Origin of the sequence: Streptomyces sp. NPDC059785 (assembly GCF_042732375.1) — a bacterium.
GTDB lineage: Bacteria > Actinomycetota > Actinomycetes > Streptomycetales > Streptomycetaceae > Streptomyces.
This window is the reverse complement of record NZ_JBHWHV010000083.1, coordinates 1-12,655: the sequence shown is the minus strand read 5'-3', so window position 1 is coordinate 12,655 and position 12,655 is coordinate 1. Positions and strand designations below refer to the sequence as shown.

The window sequence follows — 12,655 nt, the reverse complement described above, 5'->3', positions numbered from 1 at the left end:
CGCTTTCCTTCCCTCAGCGGCCCGGATCGACCCGTCCGGGCAGATGAGGGAGGCGACATCCCATGCGTGTGCTGTACCTGCTCAATATCTCCAACCCTGATCGCCTGTCGGCGGATTCGGGGTGGATCTTCGCCGACTTGCTGGCGCCGGCCTTGGTGGACGCCGGCGCCGAGGTGACCGTCGCGGCCCCGGCCGCGGCCGGTGACTCCCGCTGCGGCTTCCGGCAGACGAAGACGCCCGGGACGAAGTATCGGGCCCGTTTCTCGAACGATGTCGACGAGCTCGTCACGTTGATCCGGTCGGAGCGGCCGGACGTGGTGGTGGCCAACCAGATCGAGGAGGCGCCCGCGATCCGTACCGCACTGCTGGAGGCCGGAGTTGACGCACTGCTCGCCGGGTACTGCCACTACCTCCCCTTCTCCTTCAACAGCGGTGGCCAGCTGCTGCTCGACCCGTCCCTGAACGACGCAGGGCTCGGCCGGCCGGTGCAGCTGACGTTCGCCGCCGGTCTGGCCGCCTGCGACCGCGTGATGGTGCACTCCTCCACGGCCGCCTCCTGGGTGTCGGCTGCCGCCACCCGTATGACCGTGGATCTGGGCGACCGGCTCCGCGTGGTGCCGGCCCCACGGGACGAGCGGCTGGTGCGCGATCCCGCCGCTACCAGCTCCGACCTCAGCCCGGACAGCAAGATAGGCATCTACAACCACCGGCTCTACGCGCACTACGGAACCGACAAGTTCGTCCGTATGGCGCGCGACCTGACGGAGTCCGGCAAGGTGCGACTGAGGGTGATGGACCTCTTCGGAGACCGCCGGGCCGAGCGCAAAGGGCTGGACGACAGCCCGGAGCGGATGCGAGACCAACTGGCCGCTCTCCCGCACGTCCAGGTCGTTTCCGATCGCGGCGACCGCATCCGCTACAAGCACCTGTTGGCCGGCGCCCGCTTCGGCATCGCCCCGTTCCGGCACGGCTGCCCCTGGTCGATGAGCGTGATCGACTGCCAGGGCATGGGCCTGCCGGTCATCGCGCCCAAGCTGGGCTGGCTCGCCGAGCACATCGACCCCGAGCTGTGCTTCACCACGCCCGAAGAGGCAGTAGCCCTGGCCGAACGCCTCGTCACGGATGACGAGTTCCACGCCCTGCACGCCAAGCGCGCGTACGCCTCCACTCACGACTTCACGCCCGCGCTCATCGCCGCCCGGTACCTGGAGGCGATCTCGTGACCGGCTTCGACGCGGTCTTCCTGTCCTACGACGAGCCGATGGCCGACTCCCTGCACTCCCGACTCCAGCGGACACTCGGCGGCACAGTCAAACGCCTGCACGGGGTGCACGGCATGCGCAGGGCCTACCGGCTGTGCGCTGAGGTCGTCGACCACGAGCAGTTCTTCCTCGCCGACGGGGACTTCGCCATCAACACCGACTTCGACCCGTCCGCGGTCGAACCGCTGGATGAGGGCGTCTCCATGCGTGTCTGGCAGGCGGTCAATCCCGTCAACGGCCTGATCTACGGCTACGGCGGACTGAAACTGATCCGCCGCAGCGCACTGCGCGACATGGGCGCAGCCGTGGACGTCCTCGCAGCCCTGCCCGGCCGCATCGATTTCGCCCGTCAGAACGCTGGGATCACACGGTTCAACCAAAGCCCTCTGCACGCCTGGAAGGCGGGCTTCCGTGAGTGCGCCATGCTCGCCCGCGGCAGTGAGTACGGGATGGCCGACGACGATGCCCGTCAGCGGATGAAGGCGTGGATGGGCAGCCGCACCGGCGAGTTCTCCGACTTTGCCGCCGTCGGGGCGAGCGAGGGGATCGAGTTCGCCCGGGAGGCGGCCCGCGACTCGCTACAGTTCGACCATCTCAACGACCCCGCGTGGCTGCGAGAGCGCTTCACCGCTGCGCACGGGGACCAGGTGATTTCGGGATGAGTGAGCCACTCGTACTCATCGAGCCGTACGCCCATCGAATGGGCGGGCACCACCAGCGGACCCTGATCGCTCTCGCCCGGGCCCGTCCCGGGAGCGTGGTGATCGCTCCGAACGGGATCGCGGCCGATGGGGAGACGCCCTTGCGGGAGACGGGAGCCCGCACGTTCGCGAGTCCGCACGGGGCTACGGCGGGTACGCTCCTGGCCTTGTCCAGGCTGGCGACTCGCGTCTCCGCTGTCGGCCATTGGGCCTTCCGACCCCGCAGGTGGCCTCGCCGGCTTCGGCGGCTACCGCACCAGATCACGCTCCTCGCCCGCTGCCTCGCCGAAGCGTCCGCCCTGCGCATCGCCCGACAGCAGGCGCCCGGTGCTGACGCGGTCGTGATCCTCACGGCGAGCGAGGCTCTGCACGGGCTGGCAACGCTCTTGGGCGGCCAGCCGCACCTGCGGTTCGTGCACGAGCAGGTCACCACCGAGGACCTGCTCGTGCGAGTGCTCGGTCGGCTTGCTCGCCGAGGTGAGCAACGGACGATCGCGGCGTGCCCGACACAGGCCGTGGGCCGTCAGCTCTCTACATCGTTCCCTGACCTGCCTGCGGTCATCAGCCCGTTCGCCGTGGATGACGGCCAGTGCCTCACCGACGTGGAGCGCGACGGCGGCCGAGTGGCCTTTGGCATCCCGGCAGCGGAGGCGGTGGTGTGCCTGGTCGGCGGCTGGTGGCCGTACAAGGACATCGACACGGTCGACAAGGCTCTGCCCCGGCTCAAGGAGCCCTTGCATCTGGTGGTTGCCGGCACCCCGTTCGACGAGGCGGTTCTGGGGCGCTGGCGCAGCTTGCCGGGTCTGCGCGTTCACACGGTGCCCGGCCCTGTCAGTGAGGCCGTTCTGCGTCTTGTGTATGCGGCCGCCGACGTCACCCTCGTCACCCGCCTCCCCGGCACGGGCAAGGAATCGGGCCTGGTCATGGATGCCGCACGCCTCCGCGTCTCCCTGCTCGTCTCGAAACACGACCCCGCGCTCACCACCCGCCTGGACGGGCTGCCCTGGGCCCGGACCTTCCCCGCCGGCGAACCTGCCGCCCTTACGGACGCACTGCACAAGATCATCCGCATGCCGCCCGCCCGGCCGGGCCCCGAGGCGCCGGGGCAAGTCGGGATGCGCTCCGCCGCGGAGCAGGCCGACTTCCTCACACACACCTTCGCCTCCCTGGAAAACGCGGAGCCCCGACCGAGGAGCGCCGAATGCTGACCTCACCGCCCGCACTGATCGCCGTCATCGGCCCCATCGAGCCGCCGCTCCTCGCCGCCTGGGTCCGGCACTACCAGCAACTGGGCGTCGAGCGGTTCCTCCTCGCCTTCCACTTCCCCGAGCACGTCTCTCCCGTACTGCGACGTGACCTCCAGGCCACCGCCCGTGGATGCGGCATCGTTCCCATCGGGACCAGCGTCGGTCCGTGGCACGAGCACACCAACACCCGGCTCAGAGACGCACTACGGCATCGCGCCGGGCCCGGCTGGCACCTGCTCGCCGACGTCGACGAGTTCCAGCAGTACCCAGCTGATCTCACCGACGTCATGGCCCGAGCCGACGCCGCCGGACACCGCGCCGTCGGCGGTCTCATGCTCGACCGAGTCGCGGCCAGCGGACGCCTTACTGGCTGGCGACCCGAAGGCGGCCTCGACCGCGCGTATCCCCTCGGCGGCCATCTCACCCACCGCCTCCTGCGGGGAGACCCCCGCAAGGTCGTTCTCGCCCGCCACGACGTCGCCGTGGCATCAGGCAACCACCGAGCTCCGGATCATCGGCCCGACCCCGAACACCTCTGCGCTGTACACCACTTCAAATGGCGCGCCGGTGTCCTGGATGATCTGCGCCGTCGGGTCCAGCACTTCTCGTCCGGCGTCTGGCAGGAACACACTCCGGCTGTCCGCGACGAGGCCGGCCACCTCCTGGCCCACGTCGGACGCCATGGCGGTGCCATCAACGTGAGTGACCCCCGGTTCGCTTTCCGGCAGGTGACCTTGAACAGGATGCCGTCGAGCTGGACCACGGAGGCCCACGGCATCTTCACCTCGTGGCGACCGCCACACGCGACCCCCCCACCGCGGTTAGGAACAATGCCCGCTGACACACACTCGCCACAGAAGGGAAGCCTTGTGCCCCTCGCTGTTCTCCTGACCGGGCTGACCGGCTCCGGGAAGACCACCGTCGCTCAAGCTCTCGCGGCGCACGGCTTCACCCGGCTCTCCGTCGACGAGGAGGTCCACCGCCTGCATGGCCGCTACGGCGTGGACTACCCCGAGCACACCTACTTCGAGCGCGAACGCCCTGTCGTCGAGGCGATCCGGGCCCGCTTCACCAAGGAACTGCAGGCGGGTAACGACATCGTCCTCGATCACGGGCTCTGGCGTCGCGACGAGCGCGATGCCTGGCGAGACTCCGCCCGCCGAGCCGGAGGCCATCCGCAGGTCGTCTACCTCCCCGCCGACCGCGACGTGCTGCTCCAGCGCCTGGCCGAACGCAACCAGCGTGAGGACGCCAACGCCCTCACGGTCACCCCTGAAGCCCTCGACGACTTCTTCGCCCGATTCGATCCGCCCGCTGAAGACGAAGACGTCGTCGTCTACGACGGGGATCCCGAGCGACTGGCGACGACGCTGATGTCCGACCGGTCGAGTCGAGGCAACTGACTTCCGCCGGGATTCGACCTGCGTCGCCTTGTCGCCCCTGACAGCGTGACCGTTGACGCGAGCCACGTAGTCGTACGCGCCCCGGTGGCCGCACTGGGCATTGGAGGACATCCGCCGCCCGGCCATCCGCGAGTCGGTGGCCGACATGGCCGCTCGCGACCGCCGCTGAAGATGCACGGTCCTCCGCCGGGTGACGTCGACGCCCCCTCTGCCGACGAGGCGTAGCTCCAGCGCCCACTCCCGTCCTGGGCCTGCAAACTCCCAGCACGGGAGCTTTCCCCTCATCCCTAGCGATCGACCGGCGGGCCGGTGTTGCCGCGCCTACGCCCGCCATGCACCTGAAGAGGACTCCCTCCTTGCGCCAAGCCGCAATACCCCCTGCCTCCACGCCCCTCTCGCCCCCGGACTCCGCCCTGCCGCGCCTCTACCTCCCTGAGGAGGTCGCCGAGGTTCTCGGCTGCTCCGCCTGGTGGGTCAAGGACCGGGCCCGTCGGCGGCTCATCCCGTTCACGCGCGTCGGCCGCGCGTACCGCTTCTCGGGCGAGCACCTTGCCGAGATCGTCCGCATGCACGAAGAGCGTCCGGCGCGGAATCCGCAGCCGCACGGCGCTGTCTCGACCCCTGCTCCGAAGCCTCCTGCCCGGCAACGGCGCGAGACGCCCGAGCCCACCGCCCGCCTCAAGGCTCGGGCGCCACGGCGCATGGCCAAGTCCCAGTACGGAACCGCTGCTTAACGCACCCCACACGACAGAAGGGAGGGAAATCTGTGGGGTACGCAGAGAAGCGCAGCGGCTACTGGCGTGGCCGGTACAAGATCGCCGACGGCCAGTACGGCACCGTCGCCGATTCCACGGGCGCCGTGGTCAAATTCGCCACCAAGCGCGAGGCCAAGCAGGCCGCAGACGCCGAAGAGGTGACCGTCCGCCGTGGCCAATGGCGCGACCCGGGCCTCGGCCAGGAGACCTTCGGTGAGTACGCCAGCCGCTGGTACGCCGCCCAGGACCTGGCCGCGTCGACCATGCAGAACTACAAGCGCCACATCGAGGAGCACCTGCTCCCCGACTTCGACGACAAGGCGCTCGCAGGCATCCAGCGCACGGACGTCGAGCTGTGGGAGAAGAAGGAGCGCGCCGCGTACGCGGCCTCCAGCGTCAAGACCTGGCGCTCGACGCTTCACCTGATCTTCGAGGACGCGATCGACGAGGGCCTGCTCACGTCCAACCCGGCGGCGAGGCGACGCGGCCGAGGCAAGCGCGCCGGCCGCTCACGCGACCGCGGCCAGGAGAAGGTCGTCACCGACGCGCTCGGCATCCTGCTCACCGCGGAGCGGGCGGCCCTGCTCTCCGGCCGCGACGACGAGTTCGTTGCCACCGTCCTCAAGGGCTACACCGGGAAGCGCTGGGGCGAAATCGTCGGCCTGGAGACGGAGTTCGTCCGACGCGACTCTTTCAGGGCCGAGTGGCAATTGTACGAACTGGACACCGGCGAGCTGGTCCGCTGCCCACCCAAGGACGACAGCTATCGCACGATCGACTCGATGGACTGGCTGTCCGCCCTGGTCTTCAACCACGTCGCCCGTACGAAGCCGACGCCCTGCCCCTGCCACGGCAAGACGTACGTCTTCCGAGGCCAGGGCGCAGCCCGCACGGGCGGTCACCAGGGCGCGAAGCTTGTCGATGTCGCACGCCGCGCCGAAGTCTCCACCGGCACGGTCTCGAACGTTCTCAACCATCCGGACCGCGTACGCGAAACCACCCGCGTACGCGTGGAACTCGCCGTCGCAGAGCTCGGGTTCGTACGCGGAGGCGGGACGTCGGACCATGCGGCCCACTGGCGCCGAAACGGCTTCGCCACTTGGCTGTTCACCCCGGCGGCCTCCGGCTGGTACCCGAAAAAGGCACCGCAGGAGGCCCGCCCGGTACCGATCCTCGGCGAGCCGTGGCCCGGCATTCCGGCCCGAGGCCGAGGCACTGCTGCTCGGGCCGACGCCTGCTGGCTCCCGATCGCCAAGGGCCTCACGCCCCACGGGCTCCGGCACACCCACCGCACGATGATGGAGGACCTCGGCACCGAGAAGGTCCTCATGGACGAACGTATGGGCCACATTGACGGCTCGGTCTCGACGCGCTACGCGCATGTCACTCGTGGCATGCGTGAACGCCTGATGCTCGGCCTGACGCAGCAGTGGGAGGCAGCACTCGATGCTCGTCTGGCCATGTGCCCGACGTCCCCTGTAGAGGTGCTCAATGACCTGCTGCGCACACACGCGGCAGACCTCCCCTAGCCCCGCCTGGTGCCCACTGCCGTGGGCACCAGGCGGTGTGGGGCGGGGTCCATGTCATGGAGTAGCAGGTAGTGCCGTTTCCTGTGGTGTTCCTGACCTGTTGTGTGAATTGTGCTTGTGCTGATGCGGCCGTTGGTGTGATCCTTCTTATGGACGAGAAGGACGCACGACATGGCATACGCGAGATGGCGCCACATCCTCCTGGAGTCGCAGCGGCACGCCCTCAAAGCAGTGGATGAGTGGAATTGCACGACTGGTAACTACAGCGATTTCCTCACGCACATGCACAAGGCGTGGCACTACCTGCTTCATGCGGAGTTCCACAAGGCGAAGATCGACTATCACTACAGGGACCCCAAGACGGGTCACCACGAGCTGATCGACGGCGAACCCAAGGCTTGGGATCTGGACCGTTGCTTGAGAGAGCGCTTTCCCGACAATCAGGATCCTGTGCGCTTGAACGGGGAACTCTTCGTGGCGCTCCGCAACAAGGTGGAGCACCGGTACGAGCACAACCTGAAGATCGTGACGGGTGGGCGGGCTCAGGCGCTCGTCATGAACTATGAGCAGGAAGTGGTCGCTCACTTCGGCTCCGAGTGCAGCCTCGCCGATCGGCTCCGATTCCCGATCTCGGTTCAGGCCCTTACCGCTGAGGGGCGGGAACAACTCCAGGCTGCGGCCAAGAAGCTGCCGAAGCACACTCGTGATCTGGTGGCGAAGTTCGAGGCCGCCATCGATCCTGCACTGCTCGACGATCTTCGATACGACTACCGCGTGCGGCTCGTGCCCATTATCGGGTCGAAGACGGACGCCGACCTCGCAATTAACTTTGTCAAGCTCGACGAACTGAGCGAGGAAGAGCGCAGGACGATGGTCGAGGCCGGGCGCCTCGGAACGGTGATCGAGAAGGTCAAGCATGTCGAAGTAGCAGACAAGGACAAGCTGCTTCCGGGGCAGGTGGCTCGCCTCGTCGAAGACCAGGTGCCCTTCGAATTCAGCGCCAGCCACGAGCATGCGCTGATGTGGCGACGTTTCGGAGTCAGACCTGCCACCGGGGCTCCCGATCCCTGTGCCACGGACGCGAAGTACTGCATCTACAGCGAGGCGTTCGGCGCGTATGTCTACACACCCGCGTGGGTGAAGAAGATCGTCAGGGAGATCGGCACGGTCGAGAAGTACCGTTCGGTCTTCGGTAGGGAACCTCGCATGAAGAGGGTTACCCAGTTTCCGAAGCAGCCGAAAGCGAGCAGCCCGCAGCAGCACAGCAAGTCCGCCTGAGTACGCAGCGGGAGCGTTACTCACCCGCCGAACAGACCGTCCTGCACGTACTCGACGACCTTCCGCTCCGGATAGAAGACGGCCAGCAGCATGAACGTCTTGGGGTGGGCCGCGATGTTCCCGACGAAGAAGTGAACGGCCCTGTTCGGGGCACACATCCGGGTGTACCAGCGTTCGCGGAGCGCATCACGGACCCCGTGCTCGCCGTACTTACGCAAGAACTTGCGGTACGACTGGCCTGCCTCCCAGTCCTTCAACCCCATGTCGTGTGTCGGGCAGTCTTTCTCGGCGCAGCGAAAGCTGTAGCGGAGGTCGAGCGGCACCCACTCCAGTGGGCTCAGCTCCTGCTCGAACAAGTCGAGTTGGTCGGCCAGCGCAGCTTTGGAGACGGACCAGGGCTCGGCGGCCTCCAGCCGGAAGCGGGTGATCTCGGCGGGCCGGAAGACGCCGAGGGACGTTCCTTGCTTCTCCTGGTCCCGCTTGATGGCGCAGAGCGACGGGGCAACCAATGGCTCCACGTGCCGGTACCGCTTCCGCCAGCCGCCGTCGGACGGCACCTCACCCACCACCTCTAATGTGTCGAGATAAGGCCGGAGACTCTCCGGGCGAGAGTCCCGTTCGGGGCGGTGTGGTTCGACGTCGACTTCGATGATCGAGTACTTGGAGAACTGCGCCTCTTCGCTGAGGAGCCGGAAGGGCACAGGGAAGAGCCGCACGTGCTGTGGCTCGCCTTGGTCGAGGCGTATGCCAGCCACACAGCTTGTCTCGCGGTACTTGCTGGACAGCTCCGGGTACGTCTTGACCGTAATCATGATCCGTGCGCGCTGTCGCTTCCCGAATGCCGACGACGCCATGGTGTGCCCCCTCCATCGATCTCCCCGATCTGATTGGACGAGAGGCATGCACCGCTGGCAAGGGCGCCTGCGAAAGCCGGGGACGAAGTCAGGCCAAGGGATTCACGGGCACTCGGACCCGGCTGCGGACCGTCTCCAAGACGACCTGCCGGTGACAGCGACTCTCGTCCTTCTCGAAGCACAGCACCGCGACCCGCGACGCTCGGGCGTGCTCTGTCAGGCGGTCAAGGTCGGCCTGGGCCTCTTCGGATCGCAGCAGGCCACGGAAGCGCGCGCACCCCACTTCGACGCGGCCGTCCCAGAAGGGCTCCCGATTGTCCTTCGGATTGCCCAGGCCACGAAGGTGCGTGTACTCGATGCCGGCTTCGGCCAGAGCCTCCCCGAGGCGGGTCTTACTGAAGCCCTTCTTGCGGCTGATCGGGGTGAGCCGTACGTCCGCTACGACACCGATGTGACTGTCGACGAGAGAGGCGACGAATGAGTCGATGTCTCGGCCTTCGTATCCGGCTGACCAGAGACCGGGGGTAACGGGCGGGGCTTGGGTCACCCGGAAAAGATCATCGAGGGAGACGGAAAGGGCCTCAGCCACCGCGCCGACGGTGAAGAAACCTGGCTGGATCGCTCCCTCACTCTCCAGGCGACGCAGTGTCACGGCGGCGATGCCTGCCTCTTTGGCCAGCCGTTCACGCGTCCACCCGCGGTCCTCCCGTAACGCCCGCACTCGCTGGGCAAGCGCATGGGCGGGGCCTTGGGGAGGAGCTGAGCGATGACCTGCCATATGCGGTGTTCCTAACGACCGTTGGGGCGGCCCGCCACGGCGTTCCTGGTCAGCTACGAGCCCTGGATTCGCGAACGCGCAGGTCCGAGAGCGCTTGGGCGTCACTCATTCTGCGGCACTGGAGACTGGTCCCTGGGGGAAGTCGACCAAGATCTTCTCCCAGATTTCTCCCAAATGATCTCCAGGAACCACTCAGGGGCCTGACCCGTCATGCGGATCAGGCCCCTGACCTGGTACTTCACTGTCGGGGTGGCGGGATTTGAACCCACGACCTCTTCGTCCCGAACGAAGCGCGCTGCCAAGCTGCGCTACACCCCGATTGCCCCCGCTTGTCGCGGCGACGTCGTTTACTTTAGCCCACTGGTGGCTGGAGACGAAATCCGGTTTTGGCGCGGCGGCTGACCGGGTCGGGGCGCAGATGGTCGAGGACGACCAGGAGGAGGCCCAGGGCGTAGAAGCCCAGGCCGAGCAGGAGGGCGTTGCTGAGCACGCCGAGGTGGCCGCTGAGGCTCACGTCCAGGAAGGGGTACAGGTAGCGCACGGAGGAGGCCGGGGGGATCAGGGCGCTGCGGACGAGGGAGAAAAGCAGGTAGGCCAGGGGGTAGAGCAGCCAGGTCGCCGCCTGGCCCGCCCGCAGCGGAGCGGGGCTGCTGAGGAGCAGCCAGTCCAGCAACGCGGCCAGCGGCGTCACCGTGTGCAGGAGCTGGTTGGCGACCGCCTGCCAGCCGGTCAGCGCCTCGATGTGGCCGGTGATCGAGAAGGGGCTGGAGCTGTTCGCCAGGAGCAGGTGGTACACCAGGCCCGTACTGAGGACGTAGAGCAGCGCGCCGCCGGTCAGCAGCCCGGGCAGGGGCCGGCGGGCGGCCCAGGCGCGCCAGGCCGAGGCGGTGAAGACCAGGGCCACCAGCACATTGGCCTGGACGGTGAAGTAGCTCACGGTCCGGATCGGGCTGCTGCCCGTGGCCAGGCAGACGGCCACGCCCGCGGCGGCTGCCACGGCCACGAAGAGCCGGAACGCGGTGGCCGCGGCGCGGCGCGGGGGCGCCGACACCGCCGTCGGGGGGACGAAGGACGGGGCCGGCGGCGGAGCGCCGGGGATCGCCGGGAGGTCCGGCATGTCCTTGGGGAACGGGGCGGTCATGCCCCCACGCTAGGTGGGGGTCGCGAATCGGGCGAAACGTGACGTGCTATGTGGGTTACTGCCGCTCCACCAGCGTCAACAGCGACGCCTCAGGAGGACACGCGAAGCGTACGGGCGTGTAGCGGTTGGTCCCGCAGCCGGCCGAGACGTGCATGTACGACGTCCGGCCCTCCGCGGTGTGCCGGGAGAGGCCCTTGACCCGGTCCGTGTCGAGGTCGCAGTTGGTGACGAAGGCGCCGTAGAAGGGCAGGCAGAGCTGGCCGCCGTGGGTGTGGCCGGCCAGGATCAGCGGGTAGCCGTCCGCGGTGAAGGCGTCCAGACTGCGCAGGTACGGGGCGTGCACGACGCCCATCGAGAAGTCGGCCGACCTGGACGGGCCGCCCGCCACGCGCGCGTACCGGTCGCGCTTGATGTGCGGGTCGTCGACGCCGGTGAACTCCACCGAGGCGCCCTCGATCTTCAGCTCGCCCCTGCTGTTGGTCAGGTTCAGCCAGCCCGCCGCGTCGAAGCCGTCCCGCAGGTCCTCCCACGGGTTGTGGATCGCGCCGACGACCGGGGCGTTGCCGTTCAGGCCGTGGCGGCCCTGGACCTTCTCCAGCAAGTACCGTGCGGGGTTGCGCGGCTTGGGTCCGTAGTAGTCGTTCGACCCGAAGACGTAGGCCCCGGGGAACTCCATCAGCGGGCCGAGCGCGTCCAGCACCTCGGGGACGCCCTCGGGGTCGGACAGGTTGTCCCCGGTGTTGATGACGAAGTCCGGGCGCAGCCCGGCCAGCGAGCGCAGCCAGCGCTGCTTCTTGCGCTGTCCGCTCACCATGTGGATGTCCGAGACCTGGAGCACCCGCAGGGGCCGCATCCCCGGTGGCAGCACCGGGACCGTCACCCGTCGCAGGCGGAAGGAGCGGGCCTCGAAACCCGCCGCGTACAACAGACCGGCGGCGCCCACCGCCGTGATTCCCAGGGGTACTCCGTATCGCGCGCGCATACGTCCATCGTGTCAGACCCCGGAGGGTGCGCTTCCCGCCTGTGGACAACCCCGGCGCCCGCCCGCCCCGGGCCCAGCCCCGGACCTCCGCATACGCCAACGCCCCGGCGTCCCGCCGGAATCGCCGCGGCTAAATCGACGGGCGTACGGTCCACCACACCTGCGACAATCGACGACATGACCACGCTCAAGTCGAAGCTGCAGGAAGACCTCAACGCCGCGATCAAGGAGCGCGACGAGCTCCGCTCCTCGACGCTCCGGCTGACGCTCGCCGCGATCACCAAGGAGGAGGTCGCGGGCAAGGAGAAGCGCGAGCTCTCCGACGACGAGGTGCTTAAGGTGATCACCAAGGAGGCGAAGAAGCGCCGCGAGGCCGCGGACGCGTTCGCCCAGGGCGGCCGGGCCGAGTCGGCCGAGCGTGAGAGGGCGGAGGGCGAGGTGCTCGCCGCGTACCTGCCCAAGCAGCTCTCCGACGAGGAGCTCCAGCGGATCGTCGCGCAGGCGGTCGAGGAGGCCCGTGCGGCCGGTGCCGAGGGGCCGCGCGCCATGGGCCAGGTCATGAAGATCGTGAACCCGAAGGTGGCGGGCCAGGCCGAGGGCGGCCGGGTCGCCGCGGTCGTCAAGCAGCTCCTCGCGGGCGGCTGAGCCCGCCGCCCACCGGACGGCCCCGCCATGAAGCGGTGGACAAAGCGGTGGGGGCGTTCCTGATCGCCACCGATCAGGAA

General features: G+C 68.3%; 12 protein-coding genes and 1 tRNA gene. 8 read left to right on the top strand and 5 right to left on the bottom strand.

Features of this window, described 5'->3' with window-relative positions; genetic code table 11:
- The first annotated feature begins 62 nt into the window (after positions 1 to 62).
- From ACFV6E_RS38820 to ACFV6E_RS38790, 7 genes are all read left to right on the top strand, one after another.
- Positions 63 to 1,223 (top strand): glycosyltransferase family 1 protein, encoded by a 1,161-nt coding sequence (locus ACFV6E_RS38820; RefSeq protein ID WP_385468240.1) that lies wholly within the window; start codon positions 63 to 65, stop codon positions 1,221 to 1,223.
- The gene (locus ACFV6E_RS38815) at positions 1,220 to 1,924 is read left to right on the top strand and encodes a hypothetical protein (protein WP_385468238.1); all 705 of its coding nucleotides are present in this window, start codon (positions 1,220 to 1,222) and stop codon (positions 1,922 to 1,924) included. Before ACFV6E_RS38820 ends, ACFV6E_RS38815 begins: the two co-directional genes overlap by 4 nt.
- A 206-nt stretch (positions 1,925 to 2,130) precedes the next feature.
- Entirely contained in the window at positions 2,131 to 3,171 is a 1,041-nt protein-coding gene (locus tag ACFV6E_RS38810) for a hypothetical protein (protein WP_385468235.1), read from the top strand.
- A complete protein-coding gene (locus ACFV6E_RS38805) occupies positions 3,165 to 4,613 on the top strand; it encodes an AAA family ATPase (protein ID WP_385468232.1) in 1,449 nt (482 codons plus the stop codon). Before ACFV6E_RS38810 ends, ACFV6E_RS38805 begins: the two co-directional genes overlap by 7 nt.
- A 356-nt stretch (positions 4,614 to 4,969) precedes the next feature.
- A complete protein-coding gene (locus tag ACFV6E_RS38800; protein WP_385468230.1) occupies positions 4,970 to 5,347 on the top strand; it encodes a helix-turn-helix domain-containing protein in 378 nt (125 codons plus the stop codon).
- A gap of 32 nt (positions 5,348 to 5,379) precedes the next feature.
- Positions 5,380 to 6,897 (top strand): LacI family DNA-binding transcriptional regulator, encoded by a 1,518-nt coding sequence (locus tag ACFV6E_RS38795; protein WP_385468227.1) that lies wholly within the window; start codon positions 5,380 to 5,382, stop codon positions 6,895 to 6,897.
- A gap of 171 nt (positions 6,898 to 7,068) precedes the next feature.
- Positions 7,069 to 8,175, top strand: a complete 1,107-nt coding sequence (locus tag ACFV6E_RS38790; protein ID WP_385468224.1) for a DUF3644 domain-containing protein — start codon at positions 7,069 to 7,071, stop codon at positions 8,173 to 8,175.
- A gap of 20 nt (positions 8,176 to 8,195) precedes the next feature.
- Here the strand turns inward: ACFV6E_RS38790 and ACFV6E_RS38785 are convergent, their stop codons facing one another.
- The 5 genes from ACFV6E_RS38785 to ACFV6E_RS38765 form a co-directional block, all read right to left on the bottom strand.
- Positions 8,196 to 9,029 carry a hypothetical protein gene (locus ACFV6E_RS38785; RefSeq protein WP_385468221.1) on the bottom strand — a complete coding sequence of 278 codons (834 nt, stop codon included), beginning with the start codon at positions 9,027 to 9,029 and terminating at the stop codon, positions 8,196 to 8,198.
- Positions 9,030 to 9,117: 88 nt separating this feature from the next.
- Entirely contained in the window at positions 9,118 to 9,807 is a 690-nt protein-coding gene (locus ACFV6E_RS38780) for a DUF488 family protein (protein ID WP_382470793.1), read from the bottom strand.
- A 244-nt stretch (positions 9,808 to 10,051) separates the two neighbouring features.
- A tRNA-Pro gene (locus tag ACFV6E_RS38775) sits at positions 10,052 to 10,125 on the bottom strand.
- A gap of 34 nt (positions 10,126 to 10,159) precedes the next feature.
- Positions 10,160 to 10,948 carry a Pr6Pr family membrane protein gene (locus ACFV6E_RS38770; RefSeq protein WP_385173123.1) on the bottom strand — a complete coding sequence of 263 codons (789 nt, stop codon included), beginning with the start codon at positions 10,946 to 10,948 and terminating at the stop codon, positions 10,160 to 10,162.
- A gap of 55 nt (positions 10,949 to 11,003) precedes the next feature.
- A complete protein-coding gene (locus tag ACFV6E_RS38765; protein WP_385468217.1) occupies positions 11,004 to 11,930 on the bottom strand; it encodes a metallophosphoesterase in 927 nt (308 codons plus the stop codon).
- 177 nt (positions 11,931 to 12,107) lie between these two features.
- On the opposite strand from ACFV6E_RS38765, the gene ACFV6E_RS38760 reads away from it, so the two are divergent.
- Entirely contained in the window at positions 12,108 to 12,575 is a 468-nt protein-coding gene (locus ACFV6E_RS38760) for a GatB/YqeY domain-containing protein (RefSeq protein WP_385468215.1), read from the top strand.
- The last annotated feature ends 80 nt before the right edge of the window (positions 12,576 to 12,655 follow it).